Consider the following 25,696-nt stretch of genomic DNA (forward strand, 5'->3'; position numbering starts at 1 on the left):
ACCAATAGGTCGATGTTGCGACGAGTCGGCAGGCGCTGGAGCCGGTCGAGCGGCCAGGTGCGGGAGGGCCGCGCGAGCCCCTGCGCTGGCACGGTCCCCTCCCGCCGATGCTCGCCCAGCAGGGCGGCACCGTCGACTCATACAACTCCCCGATTGGGGAAATTTATTCCTCAGGCTTCCGCGCCCGTACCTGGCGTGACCTATTGGTCGTTCGGGGTACGGAGGGTGGGGGTCGGGCCGTACCTGGCGTGACCTATTGGTCGATCGGGGTACGGATGGGGGGTCGGGTCCGTACCTGGCGTGACCTATTGGTCGATGTGGGGACGGGGAGCAGGGACGGAGGAGAGGGGACCCGGGGTAGCGCCCGAACCGCGCGGACGACAGGGTGGACCCATGACCGCGCCCACGACCGTGATCCTCTTCGGAGCCACCGGTGACCTCGCGAAGCGCAAGCTCATCCCGGGCCTGCTCCACCTCTTCCAGTCCGGCCTCCTCGACGACCTGCGCGTCGTGGGGACCTCGCTGGACGAGATGTCCGTCGACGACTTCCGCGCCCTCGCCCTCACCGCAGTGCGCGAGCACAGCACCCGAGAGACCGACGACGCCGACTGGCGCGAGTTCGCCCAGCGGCTCGACTACCTGCCGCTCTCGGCGGGCCCGGAGGCGCTGCGTGACGCGGTCGTGCACGCCGAGGGGCTCCTCCCGGGCGAGACGCGGCTGCGGCTGCACTACCTCGCGGTCCCGCCCAAGGCCGCCCTCGCCGCGGTCACGACGATCGCGGACGCCGGGCTGTGCGAGCGATCCCGGGTCGTGATGGAGAAGCCGTTCGGGCACGACTACGAGTCCGCCGTCGCGCTCAACGCCGAGCTGCACGAGTCGTTCCACGAGGACCAGATCTTCCGGATCGACCACTTCCTCGGCAAGGAGCCCGCGCAGAACATCCTCGCGTTCCGGTTCGCCAACGGCCTGTTCGAGCCGATCTGGCACCGCAACAGCATCAGCCACGTCCAAATCGACGTCCCCGAGTCCATCGGGCTCAGCCAGCGCGCCGACTTCTACGAGTCGACCGGCGCCTACCGCGACATGGTCGTCACCCACCTCTTCCAGATCCTCGCCTTCACGGCGATGGAGCCGCCGACCGCGCTCGAACCGCTGGCCATCAGCCGCGAGAAGAACAAGGTCTTCCGCTCGATGCAGCCGGTGCAGCCGGCCGACGTCGTCCGTGGCCAGTACACGGGCTACCACGACGAGCCCGGGGTGGCCGGTGACTCCGAGACCGAGACCTTCGTCGCCCTCAAGTGCTTTGTCGACAACTGGCGGTGGGCCGGCGTGCCGTTCTTCCTCCGCACCGGCAAGCGGATGGCCGAGGGGTCGCGGATCATCTCGATCGCCTTCAAGGAGCCCCCGCAGTCGATGTTCCCCAAGGGGTCCGGCGTCGGCGACCAGGGCCCCGACCACCTGACCTTCGACCTCGCCGACCGCTCGCGGATGTCGCTGTCGTTCTACGGCAAGCGTCCCGGCCCGGGCTTCCGGCTCGACAAGCTGTCGATGCAGTTCGCGATGCAGGAGTCCGACTGGGCCGGCGCCGGGCTCGAGGCGTACGAGCGGCTCATCTACGACGCCGCCCGCGGCGACGGCACGCTGTTCACCACCGCGCCCGGCATCGAGCGGCTGTGGCAGATCAGCCAGCCCGTGCTCGACAACCCGCCGCCGGTGCACCCCTACGCCCAGGGCACCTGGGGGCCGAACCAGATCCACCAGCTCATCGCGCCCTTCACCTGGCGTCAGCCGTTCGAGCGTCCCTGGCGGGAGCGGCCCGGGCCCGACGTCGGACCCAGCTGAGCGCGGGCGGGCCCGGCCCGATACACGCGACGCCGCTCAGGCGCCGGCGCCACCCTTGGCGCTCGGGGTGCGCACGATGAGCGCCCGGGGCTCGATCTCGACCGAGAGGCGGCTCGCCTCGCCGATGATGTCGCCGTCCACCTGCACCCGCTGGTGCTCGTCGACCGTGACGGTGGCGGCCCCGCAGCGCGAGCGGGACAGCGTCGAGCTGGTGCGGTCGCTGCGGGTGACGACCCGGGCGGCGACCGACGCCCACGCGGCGACGCCCGGGGGCGACAGGACGATGATGTCGAGGAGGCCGTCGTCGGGCTCCGCCTCGGGCATGAGGTCGATGCCGCCGGTGATCTTCCCGCAGTTGCCGATGACGACCATCCGGGCCCGCCGCGTCTCGGTGTCGCCGCCGTCGCACGTGATGGTGACCCGGAACCGGTCGGTGAGCCAGTGCGCGAACCCGGACGGGACGTAGGCGGCCCACCCGATCCGCTTCTTCAGCTCCTCCGACGTCGAGTCCATGATCGCGGCGTCCAGGCCGAGCCCGGCCATGACGAAGAACGCGTGGCGACGCTCGCCCGAGGACGAGTTCTCGCCGGCGCCCTCCTCGAGGACCAGGTCGTCGTCCTCGGGGTCCAGCGTCATCCATGCGGCGTCGATGCGCCGGTTGCGGCCGGTGAGCGCCACCGCCATCGCCTTCCCGAGGTCGTCGACGGGCAGCTCGAGGTTGCGGGCGAGCAGGTTGCCGGTGCCGCCGGGGAGCAGGCCGAACGGCGTGCCGGTGCCGATGAGCTCCTCGCCGACGGCGCGCACCGTCCCGTCGCCTCCGAGGGCGCAGACGAGGTCGACGCCCTCCTCGAGGGCCTGGCGGGTCTGGCCGTAGCCGACGTCGTGCACGGTGGTCTCGAGCATGAGCGGCTCGTCCCAGTCGTGCTCGGCGCAGACCGCGGCGAGCGTGCGCCGGGTCTCGTCGAGGTCCTCGAACTTCGTCGGGTTGACGATCACCGCGACCCGCTTCTTCGGCGGGGGCTGGTCATCGGCGCCCTGGCGGAAGGAGTTGCGGGCCGGCCGGGAGTCGGGCCGCGCCTGGCGTCCGTCGTCGCGGGAGGTGATGAGGAGCACCGCCCCCGCGATCGCGAACACGACGGCGACGCCGATCCCGATGTACGTCCACGTCTCGCCCGACACAGACGCAACGTACATGAGGGGCGGCGACATCGGGCTATCGCCGTAGGCTCCCGGACATGAGCGACCCCGGCGCGGGCGAGATCCGGCCCGACACCAAGGACTGGACCTGGACGCTCGAGCGCGCGTGCCCCGACTGCGGGTTCGACGCCGCGACGGTCCGCCCGGACGACCTCGCCGGGCTCGTCACCGTCCTCACCGACCCGTGGCCGCAGATCCTCGGGCGCGACGGGGTGGCCCGCAGGCCCGACCCCGGCACGTGGTCGCCGCTGGAGTACGGCTGCCACGTGCGCGACGTGTGCCGGGTGTTCGACGAGCGCACCCGCCTGCTCCTCGACCAGCACGACCCGACGTTCGCGAACTGGGACCAGGACGAGGCCGCGGTGGCGCAGGCGTACGGCACCCAGGACCCCGGCACGGTGGCGTCCGAGATCCGCAGCGCCGCGGCCGGCTGGGCGGCCACGGTCGCCCGCGTCGGCCCGGACGAGTGGGACCGCCCGGCCACCCGGTCCAACGGGTCCCGGTTCACCACGCTCAGCCTCACCCGGTACGGCCTGCACGACCTCGCGCACCACCTGTGGGACGTCGGGGTCTCCCGCTCGTGAGCGCCACCCTCGTCTACGTCCTGCTCGGGGCGGCGCTGCTGCTCGCGGCGGTGCTGCCGCGGGTGCTGCACCGCTGGGCCCTGTCCGCGCCGATCGTGCTCGTCATCGCGGGGATGCTCATCGGGCTGCTGCCGCCGACCCGCTCGGTGTCGGTGGACCCGGTGGCGCTGCGGCCCTGGATCGAGCACCTCGCCGAGGTCACCGTGCTCGTCGCCCTCATGGGGGTCGGGCTCGCCCTCGACCGGCCCCTGCGGCCGCGGCTGCGCGCGTCGTGGGCGACGTGGTCCCCGACCTGGCGTCTGCTGGGCATCACGATGCCGCTGACGATCGCCGGCGTGGCGCTGCTCGCGTGGGGCCCGCTCGGGGTGGCGCTGCCCGCGGCGCTGCTGCTCGGGGCGGTGCTGGCGCCGACCGACCCGGTCCTCGCCTCCGACGTCCAGGTCGAGGGTCCCACCCTGGAGGGCGACGGTGGGGCCGTCGACGAGGACGACGAGGTGCGGTTCGCCCTGACCAGCGAGGCGGGCCTGAACGACGGCCTCGCGTTCCCGTTCGTGTGGGCTGCGGTGTTCCTCGCCGCCGGGGCGCCCGCCGGCGGGGTGTGGCGCTGGGTGGGCTGGGAGCTGGTCGGCAAGGTCGCGGTCGGGGTCGCCGTCGGAGTGGTCCTCGGCTGGGTGCTCGCACAGATCGCGTTCCGGTCCCGGGCCCGCTCGCTCCGGCTCGCCGAGACGGGGGAGCCGCTGCTCGCGCTCGCCGCGCTGCTGCTCGCGTACGGGCTGGCCGAGGCCGTCCACGGCTACGGCTTCCTCGCCGTGTTCGCCTGCGCCGTGACGATCCGCTCGGTGGAGCGGCAGGACGAGTACCACCAGCAGCTGCACGACGTCGTCGAGCGGCTCGAGACGCTGCTGACCCTGGTCCTGCTCCTCGGGCTCGGGTTCGCCTTCACCCGGGGGCTGCTCGCCAACCTCGACTGGCGGGGGGCGCTCGTCGGGGTTCTCCTCGTCTTCGTCATCCGGCCGCTCGCGGGCTACGTGGCCTTCCTCGGCCATCGCACGCGGCCCGGCACCGCGGGGATCGACCGTCGCGAGCGGCTCGTCATCGGCTTCTTCGGGGTGCGCGGCATCGGCTCGGTGTACTACCTCGCGTTCGGGGCGGGGGCGGCGGCGTTCTCCGAGGAGCGCTGGATGTGGTCGACCGTGACCTTCACGATCGCGCTGTCGGTGCTCGTCCACGGGGTGCTCGCGACCCCCGTGATGCGCCGGCTGGAGCAGCACCGCCGCAACTCTGGCCGGGTGCATGGGCCCCCGCGGTCGGCGGGCGTCGATGGCTGACGGGCCCCGCCCGTCCCTGGAGGTCCTCGTCGTCGTCAACGACCCGGGCAGCGGGCCGGGGCGCTTTCCTGCCTGGCTCGAGGGGCACGGCGCGCGCCTGACCACCGTGGCAGGGGACGGCATCCCCGACTCCCCGGCGGGGTACGACGCCGTGCTGCTGCTGGGCGGCGGGTTCATGCCCGACGACGACGAGCGGGCGCCGTGGCTTCCGCGCGAGCGGCTGCTCGCCCGCCGGGCGCTGCGCGACGGCGTGCCCGTCCTGGGGATCTGTCTGGGCGCGCAGCTGCTCGCCCTCGTCAGCGGCGGGACCGTCGTGGCCGACTCCGGCCGCCCCGAACGCGGCTCGGTCATGATCCGGCGGCTGCCCGAGTCCGCCGCGGACCCGGTGCTCGGCGGCCTGCCCGACGAGTTCCCCGCCATCCAGCACCACCGCGACGAGATCGTGACGCTGCCGCCGGGGGCCGTCCACCTGGCCTCGTCCGAGCGCTGCCCGGTGCAGGCCTTCCGGCTCGGCGAGGCCGCCTGGGGGCTCCAGTTCCACCCCGAGGTGGCCGCCGAGCGCCTCGACCGCTGGGACGCGACCCGGCTCGCCGCCGAGGGCGCGGACCTCGACGAGCTCCGCGCGACGGCCGCCGCGGCCGAGCCCGCGTCGTCCGCTGCGGCCCGCGCCCTGCTGGACGGCTTCGTCGCCGTCGTCCGGGCGCGCGCGGCAGCCCGGCCGGCCGAGGCTCGGGTCAGCTCCGGACCAGCGAGCGGCCCGGGATGGCGTCGATGAGCCGCCGCGTGTACTCCTCCGCAGGGGCGGTCAGGATCTGCTCGGGCTCGCCGTGCTCGACGACCCGGCCATGGCGCATGACGTAGACCTCGTGGGCCACGAGCCGGACGACCGCGAGGTCGTGGCTGATGAAGAGGTACGCGAGCCCCAGGTCGCGCTGCAGCTCGACCATGAGGTCGAGGATCTGCTCCTGGACGAGCACGTCGAGCGCGCTCACGGCCTCGTCCAGGACGACGAGGTCGGGGCCCAGGGCCAGTGCCCGGGCGATCGCGACCCGCTGCCGCTGCCCGCCGGACAGCTCGTGCGGGCGGCGGCCGGCCAGCTCGGCCGGGAGTGCGACCTGCTCGAGCAGCTCGGCCACCGCCCGGCGCCGGTGGGCGCGGTCGCCGATGCGGTGGACCTCCAGTGGCTCGGCGACGACCTGGGCGACGGTGTAGCGCGGGTCGAGGGAGGCGTACGGGTTCTGGAAGACCGGCTGGACGGAGCGGCGGAACCCGAGCAGGTCCTTGCCGCGCAGGCCGGCGACGTCCCGGCCGTCGAAGGTGACCGTGCCGCCGTCCGCCGCCTCCAGCCGGAGCGCGAGCCGGGCGGTGGTCGACTTCCCCGAGCCGGACTCGCCGACGATGGCCACGGTCCGGCCGCGCGGCACGGTGAGATCCACGTGGTCGACGGCGAGGAAGGGCTCGGCGCGCCCCGGCATCGGGTACCGCTTCACCGCGCCGGTGAGCCGCAGCAGCGGTTCGCCGTCGGTGGCCGGCGCCGGCCCGCCCCCGGCCGTCACTGCCACCTTTCGCTCGGCCAGCCCGGGCGCTGCCGCGAGGAGCCGCCGGGTGTACTCGTGCCGGGGCCGGGAGATGACCTCGTGCGCCGGGCCCGACTCGACGATCTCGCCGCGGTACATGACGACCACCCGGTCGGCCCGCTCCGCGGCCAGGGCGAGGTCGTGCGTGATGAGCACGACGGCCGCGCCCACGTCCGCCGCCAGCTCGGCCATCTGGTCCAGGACGAGCCGCTGCACGGTGACGTCGAGCGCCGAGGTGGGCTCGTCGGCGAGCAGCACCTCCGGCCGGCAGGCCAGCGCCATCGCGATGAGGACCCGCTGCCGCATCCCGCCGGAGAACTCGTGCGGGTACTGGCCGAAGCGGGCGTCGGCGTCGGCGATGCCGGCGCGGGTCAGCAGCGCGACCGCCTCGGTGCGCGCCGCGGGCCCGGAGGCGCGGCCGTGGACCTCCAGCGCCTCGACGATCTGGGCGCCGACCCGCATCACCGGGTTGAGGCCGGTCATCGGGTCCTGCGGCACCAGCCCGATGCGGCTGCCCCGGACCCCGCGCAGGGTCCGTTCGTCCGCGGCCGTGATGTCGAGGTCACGCAGCATGACCGACCCGGACGTGATGCGCCCGTTGTCGGCGAGCAGCCGGTTGACGGACGCGGCGAGGGTCGACTTGCCGGACCCGGACTCACCGACGACGGCGACGGTCTCGCCGGCCGCGACGTCCAGGTCGACCCCGCGCACCGCCTCGACGTCACCGCGCGAGGTGGAGAACGCCACGGTGAGGTCGCGGATCGACAGGACGACGTCGGCGGCTCCGGGGTCGGTCATGGCAGGGCTCCTTCGGCCGTCGGTGCTGTCGTGGCGGCGTCGAGCACGACCCCGGCGATCTCGTCGCCGGTGGCCACCCCGTGCAGGGGGTCGGCGGGGTGCGCCCCGGTCGCCAGCGGCCCGACGGTGCCGTGCAGCCGGGTCGCCCCGCCGGCGACGACGGTGCCCGAGCGGGGCTCCACCGCCCAGAACGCGCCGGGAAAGCCGCCATGCCACAGCCAGGTGACGGGACGGCCGCCCGGGCCGGACCGGACGCTGCGGCGGAAGCCGAGGGCCTGGTCGGGGGCAGCCGGGGTGGGCCGCGCGGCGATGTCGAGCAGCTCGGGACGGACGAGGGCCCCGTCGCACAGGGCGGTTCCGAGGGTCAGCAGGTCGGCGACCGGGCCGAACGCGCCCGCGTGGCCGGCGACCCCGCCGAGGGCGTGCGCCGTGTTGCCGTCGTGGACCTCACCGCGGACCGGGCCATCACGCCACCCGGTGAACGAGCCGGCGTCGGGCGGCACGGGGTAGGGGCGGCCGGTCGCGACCATCGTCTGCTCGACGACGTCGGAGTCCGCCGTCGTCGCGGCCAGGTCGGGGGCCACCGGGCCGAAGCGCAGCGCGAGCCCGAGAGGCTCGGTCACGAGGTCATGGAGGGCGGCGGCCAGGCCGAGCCCGGTGACCCGCTCGACGACGAGCCCGGCCAGGAGCGGGCCCAGGTCCGAGTACCGGTGGGCGGTGCCGGGCGCCGCCTGCAGCGGCAGCGCCTGCGCCCGGGCCAGGGCGCCGTCCCGGTCGGTCGTCTCGGCGTAGAGTGGCCACCAGGGCGGCAGCCCGGCCGTGTGCGTGAGCAGGTCCGCCACCCGGACCCGGTCGGCGCCGGGCACCGCGAACCCCGGGAGATAGCGGGTCGCGGGATCCGCCAGCGCGAGGTCACCGCGATCCACGAGCCGCAGGACGAGCACGGTGGTCACCGCGACCTTCGTGACCGAGGCCCAGTCCAGCCACGTCGTCGGGGTCATGGGGACGCCGTCCGTGCTCGCCGTCGGCAGGGCCGCCCAGCCCCCGGCCCGGACCTCGGTGCCGGCCGCGGACCGGAGCCCGACGACCGCGCCCGCCGGGTGCCGGCCGTCGGCGCCGAGGGCCAGGAGCCGGTCGATGCGCTCGGCCACCACGGTCACGAGGCGGGCCCCGGGGCATCGACCCGCAGCGCGTGCGGCCAGCGCGCCAGGGGCGGCGGCAGCTCCAGCGCGCGGCCCACCGGCGGGGTCACCCGGCCGAGGACCCGAGGGCCCGCGGCGCCGGTGCAGCTGGGGACGTTGCCCGGCAGGCCGGACGCGGTCGCCCACCCGATGAGCGCGAAGGCGACGGCCTCCTTCTCGTCGGCGGGGACCCCGAGGTCGTCGGTCCGGAGCACGTCGACCGCTCCGACGAGCTGGGTGAGGCGCCGCATCAGGGTGGTGTTGCGGACCCCGCCTCCGGAGACGACGAGCACGTCGAGCCGCGCGTGCACGGTGGCGTCTGCCACGGTGCGGGCGGTGAGCTCGGTGAGGGTGGCGACGAGGTCGGCGACGTCGGGCCGGCGCCCGAGGCGGTCGAGCGCGGCGTCGACGTAGCCGCCGTGGAACAGCTCCTTGCCCGAGCTCTTCGGTGCCGGCAGTGCGTAGTAGGGCTCGGTGAGCAGCTGGTCCAGCAGGTCCGGCAGCACCGTGCCGGCCGCTGCCAGGGCGCCGCCTGCGTCGTAGCTCTGCTCCCCGTCGGTGGCGGCCGTGACGACCGCGTCGACGAGCGCGTTGGCGGGGCCGATGTCCCACGCCACCGGCTCCGCGTCCGGGGCGCAGACGGTGACGTTCGAGATGCCGCCGAGGTTGAGCGCGCCGGCGCGCCGGCCGTCGGCGACGAACGGGGCGAGCAGGAGGGTGTCGAGCACCGGGACGAGCGGGGCCCCGTGGCCACCCGCCGCGATGTCGGCGGCGCGCACGTCGGAGACGACCGGGGCGCCCGTCGCCTCGGCGATCCAGGCGGGCTGGCCCAGCTGGAGGGTGCCGAGCGCTCGGCCCCCGTCGACCCAGTGGAACACCGTCTGGCCGTGGGTGCACACGAGGTCGACCGGGCCCGGGGCGGCGGCGACGGCGGTGCGCGCGGCGTCGGCGAAGGCTTGGCCGATGGCGGTGTCGAGCTCGCAGACGACGTCGAGGCCGACCGGCGCCGGCGGGAGCGCGCACCGGAGCCGGTGGCGGAGTGCGGGCTCGTACGGGATGAGGGCGGTGTGCTCCAGCCGGGCGTGCAGGACGTCGTCGACGACGGCGAGGTCGACGACGGCGACGTCGATGCCGTCGTGGGAGGTGCCCGAGATCATGCCGACGACGCGCATCAGCGGTCCGCCCTTCTGGGGTCGAGCGCCGAGCGCAGGCCGTCGCCGAGGAGGTTGAGCCCGACGACGGCGAGCACGAGCGCGGCCCCGGGGAAGGCGAGCATCCACGGCGCGATGACGGCGAGGGTCTGCGCCTCGTAGACCATCCCGCCGAGCGACGCCGCCGGTGGCGGGGTGCCGAAGCCGAGGAAGCTGAGGGAGGCCTCGGTGAGGACCGCCCAGGACAGCGACAGGGTCGTCTGGACGACGAGGATGCCGGCCATGTTGGGCAGGACGTGCTCGACCAGCGTCGACAGCCGGCTGCGGCCGATCGCGTCGGCCGCGACGACGTAGTCGGCGGTCCGCAGGCTGAGCACCGGCCCGCGGGCCACCCGGGCGAAGATCGGCACGTAGACGACGGCGATGGCCACGCTCACGGTGACCCAGCTGCGCTCCAGGGTGGCGGCCAGGGCCAGGGCGAGCAGCAGCGAGGGGAAGGCGAACAGGACGTTGTTGACGACGCCGACGACCCGGTCGGCGAGCCCCTGGTAGTAACCGGCGACGACGCCGAGGGTGATCCCGACGACGCCGGACACGGCGACCGACACGACGGCGACGCGCATCGAGTTGGCGAGGCCGGACGCCACCCGGCTGAAGACGTCGCGGCCGAACTGGTCGGTGCCGAACCAGTGCGTCCCGCTGGGGCCGAGCAGGCCCTGGCTGACGTCCTGGGCGCGCGGCGACGCCGGGGTGAGCCCGAGCACCGCCATCGCGGCGAGGACGAGCACGCCGGCCATGAGGAGGACCCCGGCGATGCCCGAGGGCGTGGCGAACGCCGACCGCCAGGTGCCGCCCCGCCGACGGGCCCCCGCGCCCGGCGGGGACGCGGGCAGCTCGAGGCCGGTATCGGCGCTCATCGGACCCGCACCCGGGGGTCGACGAGGCGGTACACGAGGTCGGTGAGCAGGTTGACGAGCACGAAGATCGCGGCGATGACGAGCACCGTGCTCTGCACGACCGCGTACTCCTGCTGGTTGAGCCCGAGGAGCACCTGCCGGCCGATGCCGGGGATGGCGAAGATCTGCTCGGCCACCAGGGCGCCGCTGAGGAGAAAGCCGAACTGCAGACCCGTCATCGTCACGACGGGGATGAGCGCGTTGCGCAGGATGTGCCGGACCTGGAGCCGCCGCGGAGGCACGCCCTTGGCCCGGGCGGTCCGGACGTAGTCCTCGGCGCGGATCCCGAGGATCGCGGCCCGGGTCGTCTGGAGCACCGGCGAGGCGATGCTGATCCCGAGCACCGTCGCGGGCAGGAGCATCTGCTGGAGGTTCAGCCACGGGTCCTCGAGCAGGGTGCGGTACCCCTCGCCGTTCGGGTACCAGCCGAGCTGGTTCGCCAGGAACGTCGCCACCGCCGTGGCGAGCAGGAAGGACGGGACCGAGAGGGCGACGAGGCTGCCCAGCTGGGTGGCGCCGTCGCGTGCGCGGCCCGGGCGGCTGGCGGCGAGCATGCCGCCGGGGACGCCGAGCAGCAGCCCGACGACGATCGCCAGGACCGCCAGCTCGATGGTGTTCGGCAGGGCCTGCGCGGTGAGGGCGGCGACGGTCAGCCCCGAGTTGGCCGAGATGCCGAGGTTGCCGGTGAGGACGCCGCCGAGCCAGCCGAGGTACTGCACGGGCAGCGGCTGGTCGATGCCGTAGTACGCCTGGAGCGAGCGGATCTGCTCGGGGCTGAGCTCGCCGGCGGCGATCCCGTACGCGGCCGTGATCTGGTCGCCGGGGACGACGCGGAGCACGACGAACGTCAGCAGCGACACCCCGAGCAGGGTGATCGCGGCCTCCCCCACCCGGCGGGGCAGGGGGTGCGAGAAGGCGGTGCGCAGGCTCGTCATGTCAGCCGATCGAGGCCTTCCACAGGCCGGTGAGGCTCGCGTCGGTGCGCGGCTCGAGGTCCTGGACGGCGGAGTCGGCCACGAGGAAGAGTTTCGGGGTGAACAGCCAGACCCACGCGGCGTTGTCGACGAGCTCGGCCGAGATCTGCTGGTAGACCGTGGCGCGCTCGGCGGCGTCGGTGGTCGCGACCCCCTCGGCGAAGAGCGTGTCGAGCGTGTCCGAGGAGTAGCCGGCCACCTTGTTGAAGCTGCCGCCGGAGGTGAAGTACCGGGCGTACATCGTGTTCGGGTCGGCGCTGCCACCGTTGAGGGCGATGGCCGCGTCGAAGTCCCCGGCGAGCCAGCGGTCGACGTAGGCGCTGGAGTCCAGGCTCTGCACCTCGACCTCGATGCCGACCTCGGCCAGCTGGGCCTGGATGGCCTGCGCCTCGTCGACGGCGGTGGAGTACAGCCCCTGGGACGTCATCAGCTTCAGCGTGAAGCCGTCGGGCGTGCCGGCCTTCGCCAGGTACTCCTTGGCCTTCGCGAAGTCCTGCTCCGGGCACGGCTGGGCGGCCGGGTCCGACCGGTACTCGGGCGAGGTGATGGGCCCGGTCACGGCACCGGCCCCGAGGGCGGCCGAGTCGATGATCTCCTGGCGCGAGATCGCGCACTGGATGGCGAGCCGGCTGTTGACGTCCTCCAGGACCGGGGAGGCCGCGCGCAGCTGGAGCACGTGGTAGCTGAGCGAGTCGACCGGCGTGCTCTCGACGTCACCGGTCGCGGCCGTCCGGGCGGTGATGGGGTTGTCGAAGACGGTGACGTCGATCGACCCGGTGCGTAGCGCCGAGACCATCGCCTGCTCGTCGGGGATGACCCGGAACTCGAGCTCGGCCGCGCCGGGCTTGCCCTTGAAGTAGGAGTCGTTGCGGGACAGCGTGATCGACTGGTTCGGGGTGCGCTTCTCCCACGCGTAGGGTCCCGACCCCACCGGCGTCTTCTCGAGCGTGGACGGGTCGACGTCGGCGGGGACGATCGCGGTGTTGACGCCGGTGAGCCCGGACGGGAAGGACGCGTCCGGCTGCTCGAGGGTGACGACGACCGTCTGCGGGTCGGGCGCCTCGACGCTCTCGACCGAGCCGAAGTAGGAGGCCGAGGTGGCCTTGGAGTCCGGGTCCAGAATGAGGTCGAAGGTGTGCTTGACGTCCTTGGAGTCGAGCGCCGACCCGTCGGTGAAGGTCACGCCATCGGTGAGCGTGAACGTGTACGTGAGGCCGTCCTCGGACACCGTCGGCAGCTCGGCCAGCCCGGCGACGGGCTCGGCGTTCTCGCCGGTGTCGAGCAGGGTGCTGTAGACCTGCGACAGCACCTGGATCGCCTGCTTCGAGGTCACCGTCCAGGGCAGCGTCTGCGTGGGGTCGGCGGTGATCCCGACGACGATGGTGCCCTCGCCGGGGGTCGCCGAGTCCGGCGTGGTGGCGCCGGCCCCGCAGCCCGCGAGGGCGAGCGCGGCGGCGACGGCCAGGGGCCCGGCGGCCCGGACGGTCTGGCGGGGGCGGTGGAGGTTCATCGGACGTCTCCCTGGGAGGCTGGGGCGGGGCACGCGCGTGTCCGGGTCGTCGGGCACGGGTTGCGTCGATGCTAGGTCAATTAGTTCTCTCTGGGAACGTCTCGACGACAGTTTCTTACATCTCGAGCGGGCGGGCGCCGCTGCCGGGGCAGGGCAGGCGTCGCGTCCCTTCGGCGGTGAAACCGGGGTGACGACCGAGTGGCCGCGGCCGCACACTGGGCGGGTGCCGAGCCTCTCGAGCGTCCTCGCCTTCGCGCTGGCGTCCGTCGTCATCGTCGCGATCCCGGGCCCGTCCATCCTCTTCACCATCGGGCGCGCCCTGTCGGCGGGGCGCCGGGCCGCGCTGCTCACGGTGCTCGGCAACGCGGGCGGGATCCTCACCCAGATCGTGGCGATCGCGGTCGGCCTCGGCCCGGTCGTCGCCGCGAGCGTGCCCGCGTACACGGCGCTCAAGATGGCCGGCGCCGCCTACCTCGTCTGGCTCGGGGTGCAGTCGTTCCGGGCCCGGCACGCCCTGGCGGCGTCGATGACCGGCCCGCTGCCCACGGCGCGCGCGGCGGGCGCCATCCGGGCGGGCTTCCTCGTCGGGGTGACCAACCCGAAGTCGCTCGTGTTCTTCATGGCGTTGCTGCCGCAGTTCGTCGACCGGTCCCGGCCGGTCGCGAGCCAGCTGCTCGTCCTCGGGGCCGTCTTCGCGGTCGTCGCGCTGGCCATGGACGGCTCCCTCGCGCTCGCGGCCTCCCGCTTCCGGCAGTGGTTCGCGTCCTCGCCGCGCCGGCTGGCCCGGGTCGGCGGCGCGGGCGGGCTCATGATGGTCGGCCTCGGCGCAGGCCTGCTCGTCACCGGCCGTCCCGACTGACCTGCGTCGTTAGACTCCCCGGGTGATCGACATCAGGCTGCTCCGGGAGGACCCCGACACGGTGCGCGCGAGCCAGCGCGCCCGCGGCGAGGACGACGGTGTCGTCGACGCCGTGCTCGCCGCCGACGAGCGCCGCCGCTCCTCCCTCACCGCCTACGAGCGGCTCCGGGCGGAGCAGAAGTCGATGGGCAAGGACGTTGCCCGCGCCCAGGGCGACGAGAAGCAGGCCCTGCTCGCCCGCACCAAGCAGCTGGCGACCGAGGTCAAGTCGCTCCAGGCGGAGGCGGACACCGCCCAGGCCGAGCTCGACGCCCTGATGCGGACCATCGGCAACGTCGTCGAGCCCGAGGTCCCCGCCGGCGGCGAGGACGACTACGTCGTGCTCGAGCACGTCGGCACCCCCCGCGACTTCGGCGCCGAGGGCTTCGAGCCCAAGGACCACCTGGCGCTGGCCGAGGCGCTCGACGCGGTCGACATGGAGCGCGGCGCCAAGGTGTCCGGCGCCCGCTTCTACTTCCTCAAGGGCGTCGGCGCGCGGCTCGAGATGGCGATGCTCCAGCTCGCGATGCAGCGGGCCATCGGCCTCGGCTTCGTCCCGATGGTCACGCCCACCCTCGTCAAGCCCGACGTCATGGCGGGGGCCGGCTTCCTCGACCACCACGCCGACGAGGTCTACCGGCTCGAGGCCGACGACCTGTACCTCACCGGCACCTCGGAGGTCGCGCTCGCGGGGTACCACGCCGACGAGGTCGTCGACCTCTCGCGCGGCCCGCTCCGCTATGCCGGGCAGTCGACGTGCTACCGGCGCGAGGCCGGGTCGTACGGCAAGGACACGCGCGGCATCATCCGTGTGCACCAGTTCAACAAGATCGAGATGTTCGTGTACTGCCGGCCCGAGGACGCGCAGGCCGAGCACGAGACCCTCCTCGAGCTCGAGAAGGGCATGCTCACCGCGATGGGCCTGCCGTTCCGGGTCATCGACACCGCGGCGGGCGACCTCGGGGGTCCGGCGGCGCGCAAGTACGACTGCGAGGGCTGGGTGCCCAGCCAGGGCCGCTACCGCGAGCTGACGTCGACGTCGAACTGCACCACGTTCCAGGCCCGCCGCCTCTCGACCCGGTTCAAGGGCGAGCAGGGAAACGAGGTGGCCGCGACGCTCAACGGCACCCTTGCGACGACCCGCTGGCTCGTCGCGATCCTCGAGAACCACCAGCAGGCCGACGGCTCGGTCGTCGTCCCCGAGGCGCTGCGCCCGTTCATGGGGCTCGACGTCCTCACCCCCGTCCGCTGACGACGACCAATCCCTCCCTGGTCCAGGCGATCTGCGCTGCTCCTGGTGCGGTGGCGCCAGGAGCGGCGCAGATCGCCGGGACTAGGGGACGGTCCTGTCGTCTCCGATGGGAGCCGCCTGCCGCGAAGGACGTCGAATCCGGTCGGCATAGGCCACCCATAACCGGAACGCGGCCCAGAGCACACCCGTGACCGCGGAGGCGACCAGGACCACCACGAGGTCGGGCGCGAACAGGCGCAGCGTGCCCAGCGGGGTACCGAACAGCGACGGCACCAGTCCGACGAGGACCCACGCCGCCACGAGCGTGGTGAGCAGTGGGAACCACAGGCTGAACAGGCCGGAGAAGCCCCCGGTGACCTTGGCGCGAATCTGGCTGCGACGACGCCATGCCCACGCCATGCTGAGGAGATAGGTGATCGGCATGACCACCAGGCTGAGGAAGAACGCCTGGCGGGACCACGCGGACCCGTTGTCGTCGTCGAGGCCGAGCGCACGGGCGGCAATGCCGCTGCGGAGGTGCCCCGTTTCCCCGAACCCGAATCCACTGCCGCCGTTGACGAGCACGACGGCTGCCGTCTTCTCCGTGGGCAGCATGCTGGCGAGGGTCTCGACGCCCGGACTCACCCCGTCGTGCCACACCGCCCCGGTGCCGGGATCGACTCTCCAGCCGAGGCCGTAGAACGGCGACATGGCGCTCGCCGGGCGCATCATCAGCGACTTGCCGCCGGCGCTGAGCACGTCGTCCTGGCCGTTCATCATCATCCGGAGGTAGCGCGCCAGGTCGTTCGCGCTTGCGACGACTCCTCCCTGTGGGGCGCTGCCACGGCTGGTCCTGTTCCCGGGCAGCGGACGTTTCGTGCCGAACCACGGCGTGTGGCCGGTTGCCATCGCCTCGTGGATCTCGCCGTCGGCGACGAAGCTGTTCGCCATGCCCACCGGCTCGAGGATGGCCTCTGCGACGTAGGCCTGGTACTCCCGGCCGCTGACCACCTCGACCAGGCGGCCGAGGATCTCGTAGTTGGTGTTCGAGTACTCCCACTGCTCATCGGGTGGGTTCGCGGGAGCGACGTCTGCCAGGTGGTCGACGCGCCGCGCCAGCTCGTCCTGCCCTGGGGTGACGTCGGCGTGGGACGCGTTTCCCTGCACGGTCGAGTACCCGCTCGTATGGCTGAGGAGCTGCCGGACCGTGATGGCGCCTGCGGGCCGATCCGCGAAGACGTCGAGATAGCGAGAGAGCCTGGCGTCCAGATCGACCTTGCCCGCCTCGACCAGCTGCATGACCGAGAGCGCCGTGAAGCTCTTGGAGATCGACCCGGTGACGAAGGGGGTGTCCGGCGTGACTGCCTCGTCCCTCCCCCGCTCGACGACACCGCGCGCGCCGACCGATGTGACCTCGCCATCGGCCACGAGGGCGTAGGCCAGGCCAGGCGCGCCGGAGCCGGGGAACTCGGTGTCGACGAAGCTCTCCACCGATCCCGGCCCCGACTGCGCACGTACGGGCGCCGGCCAGGCGCCGGCGAGCGCGACGGCACTCAGCGCGGCAGCAGCCAACACACGCCTCACGATCACGGACTCCCGGAACTCGTGTTCTCGGACCGACGGACCGACCTCTCGAGTCCGTCGAGGATGAGGTCGAGTCCGAACTCGAACTCGGCCCGGAAGTCGTAGCCGGGCTGCAGCACGTAGTCGGTCGTGAACTCGGTGAGGTGCGGGAACGCGCCGTCGGGAAGCGGTTCGATGAGGGAGGTTGCGAGGTCGGCCAGCTCCGCGCCACCGGTTGCCGGGAGGCTCGCCTCCTGGAGTGCGAAGCCGTAGGTGTAGCTGTCGAGGAGCGCGTAGGCGTGCGCCGTCATCTCGAGCGACAGGCCGCCCCGGCGCAGGCAACCGAGGACGGCGTCGTGGTGGCCGAGGGTCTCGGGGCCGGGGGTGGTGCGGGACTCCATGAGCGGCGCGGCCCACGGGTGGCGGCTCAGCACCTCCCGGGCCGACAGGCAGCGGTGGCGGATGGCCGGCTTCCAGCCGAGGTCGGCGGGTGGCCGGTCGATCTCGGCGAAGACCCGGTCGACCATGCCGTCGAGGATGGCGTCCTTGCTGGGGAGGTGGTGGTAGATGGTCATGGGCTTGGTGTCGAGCGCGTCGGCGAGCTTGCGGATCGTGAGCGCATCAGTGCCGATGAGGTCCGCCAGGGCCATGGCCCCGTCGAGCACCCGATCGGCGGTGAGCCGCCGGCGTGTCGTGTCAGGCGATGTCGTCACGTCTGGTTCCGAGCCCTCCTGTTGCCAACAGTACTAAGTACGAGTACCGTACACCCCATCGACCCGTACAAAGTACGACTCATGGAGGAGCACGATGCAGACTCAGAACGACCGATCAACCGAGGCGCGGGAGGCCACCACGATGCGGGCGGTCAGGCAGCTGGCCTACGGATCGACCGACGTGCTGGAGGTCGCCACGATCGAGCGGCCGACCATCGCCGACGACGAGGTCCTGATCGAGGTCGAGGCGGCCGGACTCGACCGCGGGGTGTGGCATCTCATGACCGGCAGGCCCTACCTGATGCGGATCATGGGTTTCGGACTCACCAGGCCGAAGAACCCGGTGCCGGGCATGGACGTCGCCGGACGCGTCGTCGCGATCGGGGCTGACGTCAGCCGGTTCGCCGTCGGCGACGAGGTGTTCGGCATCGGCGGGGGTACCTACGCCGAGTTCGCGGCGGCCAAGGAGTCGAAGCTGGTCCACAAGCCCGACGCCGTCACCTTCGAACAGGCCGCCGCATCGACCATCTCGGGCATCACCGCGCTCCAGGCACTGACCGGCCGGGGACGTCTCGAGCCGGGCCAGCACGTGCTCGTGATCGGGGCATCCGGCGGTGTCGGCTCGTTCGCCGTGCAGCTGGCCAAGGCGCTCGGAGCCACCGTCACCGGCGTTGCCAGCACCAGCAAGCTGGATGCCGTTCGCACCCTCGGCGCCGACCACGTCATCGACTACACCAGGCAGCACATCGACGACGACGATCGGCGCTACGACCTGATCATCGACACCGGCGGACGCAACCCACTCGCCCGTCTCCGGCGGGCGCTCGCCCCGACGGGCACGCTCGTCATCGTCGGCGGAGAGGGCGGCGACCGCCTCACGGGTGGTATCGGTCGCCAGCTCCGGGCCGCGTTGTTGTCCCCCTTCGTCAAGCAACGACTCTCGTTCTTCATGAGCAGCGAGTCGCTCGACTCCATCGAGGCGCTCGCCGAGCACCTCTCCCGAGGCTCCGTCGCCGCCGCGGTCGGCCGGCGGTTCACGCTCGAGGAGGTGCCGCTGGCCATCGACGCGATGGAGGCCGGCACGCTCACCGCCAAGTCGGTCATCACGCTCAAGGGGTAGGCCGACCACGGGCGCGAGCGGCCCACGCCGCCGCATGCCGACCTGGCGACCCGCTCGGCCGGGACGTCCTGCGCCTCGGCCCGCGGTCCCGGCCTGTGGGGTCGCGCACGATCCGTGGGAGGTGGGTCGCCCCGGTCGTAGGGTTGAGGCGCCGGGATTTGCACGTCGAGATCACTGCGTGCCCCGGCAGGAAGGGGACCGGCCCCTGGCCGGAACGCACCATGGCACACCTGGCGCCCACCTCGACCACCTCCACCGGACTGCCCGACACGGCGTCTCCGCTCGCTCTGCGCATCGGGTCGGTGGTCGCGCTGACGATGACGGCCGTCACCGTCGGCACGTTCGCGCTGGCGTTGATGGCCGGTGCGGACGACTCTCCCTATCCGTTCACCAGCGATGTCATCGCGGCGCAATGGCCAGGGGACTACCTGTGGATGTACCCGGCCATGCTCCTGATGCTTCTCTTCGTGGTGGTCATCGCGGCGGTCCACGAGTACGCCCCCGCTGACCGCAAGATCTTCAGTCTGGTCGGCGTGTGCCTGGCGGTCATCGCGGCGGCAGTGCTGCTGATCACCTACTTCATCCAGGTCACGGTGATGCAGCCGAGTCTGGAGAAGGGCCAGCTGGACGGCTGGGCGATGCTCACCATGTACAACCCCAACGGGGTCTTCATCGCTCTCGAGGAGCTCGGATTCCTTCTGATGAGCCTCGCACTCGCCGTCCTCGCTCCGGTGTTCAGGCAGAGGAACAAGGTCGAGCGGACGATCCGCTGGCTCTTCGTCGCCTGCTTCGCCCTTGCGGTCGGTGCGCTCGCGGCCGTCTCGGCCACGCGCGGCATCGATCGGGGAGTCTTCTTCGAGATCAGCGTGATCTCCATCGTCTGGTCAACGCTGATCGTCGCGGGGCCGCTCCTCGCGGTCGTGCTCCGGCGGGAGCCTGCCGAGTCGACCAGCGCGAGTCCTGTCACCGAAGACGGTGCCTGATGGGTCCTCGAACACCTGGCGCCAGCGCTGGTCCCCCAGCTGCCACCCCTGTGCCTGCGCATCAACAGCGCGCGGCGTCCCCGCCGCAGCCCCCACCGTGAAGCGCGACCAAGCGAACCGCGGTCCGGGCCGCCCGAGAAGACTCGCCGTCGCCACGGCAACTACCGGCCGCGCGGCCACCAGGAGCACCCACGTGTGCGTCCTATCGCCGCCAGTCCACCTACCGGGTCGCGGCATGTGAGCGTGGGCCGTGGCTGGCTCGCCTCAGCGCTCACGGCGACAGCTTCGGATGCGAGTTCTGGACCTGCAGCCACGACGGCCTGGGCGGCGCGATGGAGTGAGGGACGGCCGTGATGGCGCCCATTGACCGTTCGGACGCGCGGACGATGCCCGCCGCACGCTTGTGGCCAGTTGCGGCAACTCCGCCTTGCTTCGGACGGGGATGTCGATGTCGGACGCGGTTGTAGCGCCGTCCGACACCTACAACCCCGTCCACGTGGTCGCGCGTTCTCGGCTCACGCGCCACCCAGGTGTGCGCCCCACACAGTGGCGCGTCACAGCGGCGCCTGCCGACTCCGGGCGGGTCCTGGGACGAAGGGCCCAGGGCAAGGGGAAGACCGGCGCTCCTGGTATCGCGTGCAGATCACGACCGCGGGCATAATCCAGACCGGAGGTGGTGGGCATGAGCGGGACGGACGGGGCCGGTCGAGGAACAAGCGCTGACCGGCAGAGCCTCGAGGAACGAGTACGCGTTGATGTGCCTCGGGTGCTCCCGCAGGACATGGTGACCACCCAAGTCGTCGACCCCCCACCGGACCCGGAGGGCGGCCGCAACACGGACATGGAGTTCATGACGCGCAACGCCGGCTGGTAGATCAGCCGATCACGAGCTGAGTCCCATCGCCGCCAGCCGCCGCCCGTCAGCGGCAATTGCGGCCCTCGCTACCCGCAGCACGTGCATGATCGGGGCATGAGCGACCGCGGACCCACCGGGGATGGGGTCGACCCCTCGTCCGGGTCAGTCGCATCTTCTCGAAGTTCGACGCGGCTGCGCGTTCCAGGACGTGCGCTGAAGAAGGCTCTGGCGTGGCTCGTCGACCGGATCGGGTTCCTCGGGAGCTGACGACGCCGCGGGACGGCTGCGCTGAACCGGACTGCTCGCGCTGGCCGGCGCCGAGCCGTCGACCGAGGGCTGGCGATCCCGGCAGACGCGCCTCCATACTCGCCCTGTGGGTACCAAGACCCCGAAGTACCACCTCAGCCCTGCTCGACGGTTCGCGAACCGGCTCATGGCAATGCTGATCCGCGTCGGAGCGGCGCCTCGCCACAGCTACCTGCTGACCACCGTGGGCCGCAAGAGTGGCGTGGCACGGACCACCCCCGTCACCCTGCTCGAGAACGCCGACGGGCGGTTCCTCGTGGCCCCGTACGGCCCCGTGGGCTGGGTGCACAACGCGCGATCCCTGGGTCAGGTCACCTTGCGCAGGGGCCGCCACACCGAGACCTGCGCCGTGGCCGAGCTGGAACCAGGCGACGCCGCACCAGTGCTGAAGCAGTACGTCGCCGAGGTCGCCGTCGTGCGGCCGTTCTTCGACGTGGCGCCGGGCTCGGCCCTGCCCGACTTCGCCGCGGAGGCTGCGCGACACCCGGTCTTCCGGCTGGACCGCCTGGAGTAGACCCGGAGGTGGCCCTTGGCGCCTCGCCACCAGCTCCCCGATGCGGCGGAGCAGCCGTCCACCCTCAGGGGGAGGGGGCGCGCCCACCGCGGAACCTACGCTGAGTCCATGGCCACCGCCGCGCGCTCCGCCCTCGCCCGTCTGGGGCGCTGGTTCGGCGTCGAGGACCCCTGGGTGCGTCCCTCCCCGCCGGTGGGCCGCGCCGACGTGCTGCTGGCCGCCGGCATCGCCGGCTTCGGGCTCGTCGCGCTCGAGCTCGTCCGCAGCGTCGGGGCCCTGGACGAGGTCACCCTGCCGTGGTGGGTGCAGTGGATCGCCGTTCTCAGCGGGGCGGCCCTGCTCGTGGGGCGCCGTCGCCGGCCCGTCGCCGTCGCCGGGCTCGCGGCCCTGCACATGCTCGTCGTCGGCATCACGATGCCGATGGTCATGGGCCAGGTCACGCTCCAGGTCGTCTACTTCGTCGCCATCCTCTCCGGCGTGGCCTGGGCCCGCGACCGGCGCTGGATGCTCGTGGTCGTCGGCGCGATCGTCGTCGTGATGTTCACCTGGATCGCGCTGCAGTTCGCCATCGGCAGCGCGGCCCAGGACTTCGTCGACGAGCAGCAGGGCAGGACCCGGCCCGGCCTCGTCCCGGCGATCCCGGCGGCCGTCCTGCTGACCGTGGTCATCAACGTCGTGTACTTCGGCGGAGCCGTCATCTTCGGCCAGATGCTCTGGCGCAGCGCCCGCGACCGTGCCCAGCTGGAGGACCAGGCGAGCACCATCACCGCGCAGGCCACCGCGCTGCGCACCCGCGCCGTCACCGAGGAGCGGCTGCGGATCGCTCGGGAGCTCCACGACGTCGTGGCCCACCACGTCTCGGTCATCGGCATCCAGGCCGCCGCCGCGCGCCGGGTGATGGACCGCGACCCCGACGCCACCCGCGCCGCGCTCGAGGGCATCGAGGGGTCCTCGCGGGAGGCGGTCTCGTCGATGCGCGGGCTCCTCGGGACGCTGCGCGGCAGCGAGCGGGCCGGGCCGGTCGAGACCGACCGCGCGCCGCAGCCCGGGCTCGGCGAGATCCCCGTGCTCGTCGAGGCCTGCCGCACCCCCCGCCGGCACGTCGGCTACGACCTCGTCGAGAACAGCCCCGGGGCCGCCGACCGGCTCGGCCCGCCGCTCGCACAGTCCATCCACCGCACGGTCCAGGAGGCCCTGACCAACGTCGAGAAGCACTCGACCGCCGCCCGCGTCTCCGTCGTCGTCCGCCTCGACGAGGGGCCGGCGGGCTTCGCCGAGGTCGAGGTCGTCGACGACGGCCGGGCGCGCACCGGCTCGTCCGGCAGCGGCCTCGGCCAGCTCGGCATCCGCGAGCGGGCCGCATCGCACCGCGGCACCGTCGAGATCGGGCCGCGCCCGACCGGCGGGTACCGGGTCCGCGTCCGCTACCCCTGGGTCGGGGCCGCCGCACCGGCTCCCGGGCCGGCCTCCGGGCTCGCCAGCCGGGTCCGCGGAGGCACCCGATGACGGAGCAGCAGGGCGACGTGCCGCCGGGCCGCTCCGATCCGCTGCGGGTGCTGCTCGTCGACGACCACGCCATGGTGCGCTCCGGCTTCGCGATGATGCTGTCGGTGGAGGACGACGTCGAGGTCGTCGGCGAGGCGGCCAACGGCGCCGAGGCGGTCGTCGTGGCCCGGGCCACCCGCCCCGACGTCGTCCTCATGGACGTGCAGATGCCCGTCCTCGACGGCATCGAGGCCACCCGCCGCATCGTCGCCGAGGACCTCGGGCGCGTCGTCATCCTCACGACCTTCGACCGCGACGACTACCTCTTCGACGGGCTGCAGGCGGGCGCCAGCGGCTTCCTCCTCAAGAACGCCGAGCCCGAGCAGCTGCTCGACGCGGTCCGGGTCGTCGGCTCCGGGTCCGGCATCCTCGCCCCGCAGGTGACCCGGCGCGTCATCGAGCGGATGACCGGGGAGCGCTCGGCGCCACCGCGGCCGGAGCCCGACGGCCTGCGCCGCCTCACCGAGCGCGAGCGTGAGGTGCTCGTCCTCATGGGGCGAGGGCTGTCGAACGCCGAGATCGCGGCCACGCTGTTCCTCGGCGAGGCGACCGTGAAGACGCATGTCTCCAGCTGCCTCGCGAAGCTGCATGTGCGGGACCGGGTGCAGGCGGTGGTCCTGGCGCACGAGTGCGGGCTCATCACCCCGGACGAGGGCCAGATCAGCCCGTAGGCGGATCCGTTCCCGCCGCCCCGGCCGTAGCGTCGGCGGCATGTTGGAGATCAGCGGCCTCACCCGCCGGTTCGGTGACGTCACCGCCGTCGACGGTGTCTCGTTCGACGTCCGCGACGGCGCCCTCACCGGCTTCGTCGGCGGCAACGGTGCGGGCAAGACGACGACGATGCGGATGGTCATGGGCGTGCTCGGCCGGCACGCGGGCGAGGTGCGCTGGCAGGGCCGCCCCATCACGGCGACGGACCAGCGGCGCTTCGGCTACATGCCCGAGGAGCGCGGCCTGTACCCCAAGCAGCGGGTGCTCGACCAGCTCGTGTACCTCGGCCAGCTGAAGGGGATGTCGGCGACGGCAGCCCGCCGCGGCGCGCAGGCCCACCTCGAGCGGTTCGGCCTCGCCGACCGGACGACCGCCCGGCTCGAGGAGCTGAGCCTCGGCAACCAGCAGCGGGTCCAGGTGGTGGCCGCGCTGCTCCACGACCCGGTCGCCCTCGTCCTCGACGAGCCGTTCTCGGGGCTCGACCCGACGGCCGTCGACTCGATGGCCGACCTGCTGCGGGAGCACGCCGCCTCGGGAGTGCCGGTGCTCTTCTCGAGCCACCAGCTCGACCTCGTCGAGCGGCTCTGCGACCGCCTCGTCATCCTCGCCCGCGGCCGGGTCGTCGCCAGCGGCGACGCCGAGGAGCTGCGGTCCGGGGGGCCGGTCCGCTACCGCCTGACTCTCGAGCACGACGCGGGGTGGGTCCGGGACGTCCCCGGGCTCCACGTCGTCGACGTCGACGGGCGCCACGCCCTCGTCGAGGTGCTCGACCCGGGCGCCGAGCAGGCGGTGCTCCGTGCCGCGTCGGCGCGCGGTGCGGTGCTCGAGTTCACGCCCGTGCGCCCAGCCTTGTCCGACATCTACCGAGAGGTGGCGGCCTGATGGCCACGACCCACGCCCCGGCCGACCCGACGAACGCCGGCCTGCCCGCGCCGCCGGAGGCCCGCGACGGCCACGCGCCCTGGGCTCTCGTCGCGCGCCGCGAGGTCGTCGTCAAGCTCACCGACCGCGCGTTCGTGCTCGGGACGGTCGTGACCCTCGTGGTCATCGCCGGCTTCATGGGCTGGCAGGCCTGGTCCGCGGGCCAAGCGACGACGTACACCGTGGCGGCCACCGCCGCCGACCGGCCGATGGTGGAACGGGTGTCGGCCGAGGCGGGCGACCTCGACGACACCGTCGCGGTCGAGATCGGCGACGTGCCCGACGCTGCGGCGGCCCGCGCGGCCGTCAGCGACGGCGAGGCGGACGCCTGGCTGCATCGTGCCGACGACGGCTGGGTGCTGACCACCGACCGGGAGGAGCAGGGCTCGCTGACCGCCGTCGTCCGGCAGGTCGTACGGCAGGCCGCCCTGGAGCAGCAGGCGAGCGGGCTGGGGACGACGGTCGAGCAGCTGGAGGCCGGCGGGGCCGTGACGACCACGCTGCTGAGCGGCGACGCGGAGCGGGCCGGCCTCGCCGCCGGCGTCGCGTTCGCCTTCGCGTTCCTCTTCTACATCGCGACGCTGACCTTCGGGATCACCCTCGCCAACAGCGTCGTCGAGGAGAAGCAGTCGCGGATCGTCGAGATCATCGCGACCTCCATCCCGGTGCGCCAGCTGCTCGTCGGCAAGATCGTCGGGAACAGCATGCTCGCCGTGACGCAGATGGTGCTGTTCGCCGGCGTCGGCCTGCTCGGGCTGTCGTTGACGCCGTACTCCGCGCTCGTCCCGGCCGTCAGCGGCCCGGTCGTCTGGTTCCTCGTGTTCTTCGTCGCCGGGTTCGCGGCGCTCTGGGCGGTGGCCGGGGCGCTCGCGTCGCGGACCGAGGAGATCCAGAGCACGTCCACGCCGCTGACGATGCTGGTCCTGGCCGTGTTCTTCGGGTCGTTGTTCCTCGACGGGACCGCCAAGCTCGTCGCGTCGTACATCCCGCCGTTCTCGGCCGTGCTCATGCCGACCCGGCTGCTCGAGGGCACCGCGCAGTGGTGGGAGGCGGTGCTCGCGCTCGGGCTCCTGCTGGCCGCGGCCGGCGCCGTCGTCACCGTCGCGGAGCGGCTGTACCGGCGCTCGCTGCTGCAGACGAGCGGGAAGCTGTCGGTCCGGCAGGCCTGGTCCGCCCCGGAGTGACCGACCGCTCGAGGCGGGGGACGCACCGCCTGTTCACCCGGCGTCGGTAGCGT

The 25,696-nt window shown here is 73.1% G+C and carries 22 protein-coding genes; 13 read left to right on the top strand and 9 right to left on the bottom strand.

Annotation, left to right across the window (positions count from 1 at the left end):
- Positions 1-393 precede the first annotated feature (393 nt).
- Positions 394-1,842 carry a glucose-6-phosphate dehydrogenase gene (gene zwf, locus Q0963_RS05455; RefSeq protein ID WP_299443810.1) on the top strand — a complete coding sequence of 483 codons (1,449 nt, stop codon included), beginning with the start codon at positions 394-396 and terminating at the stop codon, positions 1,840-1,842.
- A gap of 36 nt (positions 1,843-1,878) precedes the next feature.
- Here the strand turns inward: zwf and Q0963_RS05460 are convergent, their stop codons facing one another.
- On the bottom strand, positions 1,879-3,021 hold the full coding sequence (locus Q0963_RS05460) for a diacylglycerol kinase family protein (protein ID WP_299443813.1): 1,143 nt from the start codon (positions 3,019-3,021) through the stop codon (positions 1,879-1,881).
- 56 nt (positions 3,022-3,077) lie between these two features.
- On the opposite strand from Q0963_RS05460, the gene Q0963_RS05465 reads away from it, so the two are divergent.
- From Q0963_RS05465 to Q0963_RS05475, 3 genes are read left to right on the top strand one after another with little or no spacing between them, the layout of a single operon-like run.
- A complete protein-coding gene (locus tag Q0963_RS05465) occupies positions 3,078-3,623 on the top strand; it encodes a DinB family protein (RefSeq protein WP_299443816.1) in 546 nt (181 codons plus the stop codon).
- On the top strand, positions 3,620-4,951 hold the full coding sequence (locus Q0963_RS05470; RefSeq protein ID WP_299443819.1) for a cation:proton antiporter: 1,332 nt from the start codon (positions 3,620-3,622) through the stop codon (positions 4,949-4,951). The genes Q0963_RS05465 and Q0963_RS05470 overlap by 4 nt, the downstream gene beginning before the upstream one ends.
- Positions 4,944-5,726, top strand: a complete 783-nt coding sequence (locus Q0963_RS05475) for a type 1 glutamine amidotransferase (RefSeq protein WP_299443822.1) — start codon at positions 4,944-4,946, stop codon at positions 5,724-5,726. Before Q0963_RS05470 ends, Q0963_RS05475 begins: the two co-directional genes overlap by 8 nt.
- Here Q0963_RS05475 and Q0963_RS05480 read toward each other — a convergent pair.
- The 6 genes from Q0963_RS05480 to Q0963_RS05505 are packed head-to-tail and all read right to left on the bottom strand — an operon-like array spanning position 5,686 to position 13,098.
- A complete protein-coding gene (locus Q0963_RS05480) occupies positions 5,686-7,326 on the bottom strand; it encodes an ABC transporter ATP-binding protein (RefSeq protein ID WP_299443825.1) in 1,641 nt (546 codons plus the stop codon). The genes Q0963_RS05475 and Q0963_RS05480 overlap by 41 nt on opposite strands.
- On the bottom strand, positions 7,323-8,477 hold the full coding sequence (locus tag Q0963_RS05485; protein ID WP_299443827.1) for a serine hydrolase: 1,155 nt from the start codon (positions 8,475-8,477) through the stop codon (positions 7,323-7,325). Before Q0963_RS05485 ends, Q0963_RS05480 begins: the two co-directional genes overlap by 4 nt.
- Positions 8,478-8,482: 5 nt before the next feature.
- Positions 8,483-9,679 (bottom strand): anhydro-N-acetylmuramic acid kinase, encoded by a 1,197-nt coding sequence (locus Q0963_RS05490; RefSeq protein ID WP_299443829.1) that lies wholly within the window; start codon positions 9,677-9,679, stop codon positions 8,483-8,485.
- Entirely contained in the window at positions 9,679-10,575 is an 897-nt protein-coding gene (locus Q0963_RS05495) for an ABC transporter permease (protein WP_299443831.1), read from the bottom strand. Before Q0963_RS05495 ends, Q0963_RS05490 begins: the two co-directional genes overlap by 1 nt.
- A complete protein-coding gene (locus Q0963_RS05500) occupies positions 10,572-11,549 on the bottom strand; it encodes an ABC transporter permease (RefSeq protein WP_299443833.1) in 978 nt (325 codons plus the stop codon). Before Q0963_RS05500 ends, Q0963_RS05495 begins: the two co-directional genes overlap by 4 nt.
- 1 nt (position 11,550) lies before the next feature.
- The gene (locus Q0963_RS05505) at positions 11,551-13,098 is read right to left on the bottom strand and encodes an ABC transporter substrate-binding protein (RefSeq protein ID WP_299443836.1); all 1,548 of its coding nucleotides are present in this window, start codon (positions 13,096-13,098) and stop codon (positions 11,551-11,553) included.
- A gap of 223 nt (positions 13,099-13,321) precedes the next feature.
- Here Q0963_RS05505 and Q0963_RS05510 point away from each other — a divergent pair, with 223 nt between their 5' ends.
- Positions 13,322-13,957: a LysE family translocator gene (locus tag Q0963_RS05510; RefSeq protein WP_299443839.1), complete on the top strand. Its 636-nt coding sequence runs from the start codon at positions 13,322-13,324 to the stop codon at positions 13,955-13,957.
- Between the two features lie 22 nt (positions 13,958-13,979).
- Positions 13,980-15,248 (top strand): serine--tRNA ligase, encoded by a 1,269-nt coding sequence (gene serS / locus Q0963_RS05515; protein ID WP_299443842.1) that lies wholly within the window; start codon positions 13,980-13,982, stop codon positions 15,246-15,248.
- A gap of 81 nt (positions 15,249-15,329) precedes the next feature.
- Here the strand turns inward: serS and Q0963_RS05520 are convergent, their stop codons facing one another.
- Positions 15,330-16,802 carry a serine hydrolase gene (locus Q0963_RS05520; RefSeq protein ID WP_299443845.1) on the bottom strand — a complete coding sequence of 491 codons (1,473 nt, stop codon included), beginning with the start codon at positions 16,800-16,802 and terminating at the stop codon, positions 15,330-15,332.
- A gap of 11 nt (positions 16,803-16,813) precedes the next feature.
- Positions 16,814-17,503, bottom strand: coding sequence for a TetR/AcrR family transcriptional regulator (locus Q0963_RS05525; RefSeq protein WP_299443848.1), 690 nt, complete (start codon positions 17,501-17,503; stop codon positions 16,814-16,816).
- Between the two features lie 94 nt (positions 17,504-17,597).
- On the opposite strand from Q0963_RS05525, the gene Q0963_RS05530 reads away from it, so the two are divergent.
- The 7 genes from Q0963_RS05530 to Q0963_RS05560 all read left to right on the top strand — a co-directional run bounded on the left by Q0963_RS05530 (position 17,598) and on the right by Q0963_RS05560 (position 25,643).
- Positions 17,598-18,623, top strand: coding sequence for an NAD(P)-dependent alcohol dehydrogenase (locus tag Q0963_RS05530; RefSeq protein ID WP_299443851.1), 1,026 nt, complete (start codon positions 17,598-17,600; stop codon positions 18,621-18,623).
- A 221-nt stretch (positions 18,624-18,844) separates the two neighbouring features.
- On the top strand, positions 18,845-19,606 hold the full coding sequence (locus Q0963_RS05535; protein ID WP_299443854.1) for a hypothetical protein: 762 nt from the start codon (positions 18,845-18,847) through the stop codon (positions 19,604-19,606).
- 1,229 nt (positions 19,607-20,835) lie between these two features.
- Complete coding sequence (locus tag Q0963_RS05540) at positions 20,836-21,282, top strand: nitroreductase family deazaflavin-dependent oxidoreductase (protein ID WP_299443857.1); 447 nt, start codon at positions 20,836-20,838, stop codon at positions 21,280-21,282.
- 108 nt (positions 21,283-21,390) lie between these two features.
- Positions 21,391-22,788 carry a sensor histidine kinase gene (locus Q0963_RS05545; protein WP_299443860.1) on the top strand — a complete coding sequence of 466 codons (1,398 nt, stop codon included), beginning with the start codon at positions 21,391-21,393 and terminating at the stop codon, positions 22,786-22,788.
- Complete coding sequence (locus Q0963_RS05550; RefSeq protein ID WP_299443864.1) at positions 22,785-23,498, top strand: response regulator transcription factor; 714 nt, start codon at positions 22,785-22,787, stop codon at positions 23,496-23,498. The genes Q0963_RS05545 and Q0963_RS05550 overlap by 4 nt, the downstream gene beginning before the upstream one ends.
- Positions 23,499-23,538: 40 nt before the next feature.
- Positions 23,539-24,420, top strand: coding sequence for an ABC transporter ATP-binding protein (locus Q0963_RS05555; RefSeq protein WP_299443867.1), 882 nt, complete (start codon positions 23,539-23,541; stop codon positions 24,418-24,420).
- Positions 24,420-25,643, top strand: a complete 1,224-nt coding sequence (locus tag Q0963_RS05560; RefSeq protein ID WP_299443870.1) for an ABC transporter permease — start codon at positions 24,420-24,422, stop codon at positions 25,641-25,643. The genes Q0963_RS05555 and Q0963_RS05560 overlap by 1 nt, the downstream gene beginning before the upstream one ends.
- Positions 25,644-25,696 lie beyond the last annotated feature (53 nt).

The sequence above is a fragment of the uncultured Phycicoccus sp. genome, assembly GCF_947495705.1.
In the GTDB taxonomy this organism is placed as follows: domain Bacteria; phylum Actinomycetota; class Actinomycetes; order Actinomycetales; family Dermatophilaceae; genus Phycicoccus.

Excerpts from the sequence above, each read along its gene's own strand:
- Q0963_RS05560 (WP_299443870.1), top strand. The coding sequence starts at position 24,420 with ATGGCCACGACCCACGCCCCGGCCGACCCGACGAACGCCGGCCTGCCC.
- Q0963_RS05530 (WP_299443851.1), top strand. The coding sequence starts at position 17,598 with ATGCAGACTCAGAACGACCGATCAACCGAGGCGCGGGAGGCCACCACG.
- Q0963_RS05500 (WP_299443833.1), bottom strand. The coding sequence starts at position 11,549 with ATGACGAGCCTGCGCACCGCCTTCTCGCACCCCCTGCCCCGCCGGGTG.
- Q0963_RS05555 (WP_299443867.1), top strand. The coding sequence starts at position 23,539 with ATGTTGGAGATCAGCGGCCTCACCCGCCGGTTCGGTGACGTCACCGCC.
- zwf (WP_299443810.1), top strand. The coding sequence starts at position 394 with ATGACCGCGCCCACGACCGTGATCCTCTTCGGAGCCACCGGTGACCTC.
- Q0963_RS05490 (WP_299443829.1), bottom strand. The coding sequence starts at position 9,679 with ATGCGCGTCGTCGGCATGATCTCGGGCACCTCCCACGACGGCATCGAC.
- Q0963_RS05475 (WP_299443822.1), top strand. The coding sequence starts at position 4,944 with ATGGCTGACGGGCCCCGCCCGTCCCTGGAGGTCCTCGTCGTCGTCAAC.
- Q0963_RS05545 (WP_299443860.1), top strand. The coding sequence starts at position 21,391 with ATGGCCACCGCCGCGCGCTCCGCCCTCGCCCGTCTGGGGCGCTGGTTC.
- Q0963_RS05505 (WP_299443836.1), bottom strand. The coding sequence starts at position 13,098 with ATGAACCTCCACCGCCCCCGCCAGACCGTCCGGGCCGCCGGGCCCCTG.
- Q0963_RS05495 (WP_299443831.1), bottom strand. The coding sequence starts at position 10,575 with ATGAGCGCCGATACCGGCCTCGAGCTGCCCGCGTCCCCGCCGGGCGCG.
- Q0963_RS05535 (WP_299443854.1), top strand. The coding sequence starts at position 18,845 with ATGGCACACCTGGCGCCCACCTCGACCACCTCCACCGGACTGCCCGAC.
- Q0963_RS05480 (WP_299443825.1), bottom strand. The coding sequence starts at position 7,326 with ATGACCGACCCCGGAGCCGCCGACGTCGTCCTGTCGATCCGCGACCTC.
- Q0963_RS05550 (WP_299443864.1), top strand. The coding sequence starts at position 22,785 with ATGACGGAGCAGCAGGGCGACGTGCCGCCGGGCCGCTCCGATCCGCTG.
- Q0963_RS05465 (WP_299443816.1), top strand. The coding sequence starts at position 3,078 with ATGAGCGACCCCGGCGCGGGCGAGATCCGGCCCGACACCAAGGACTGG.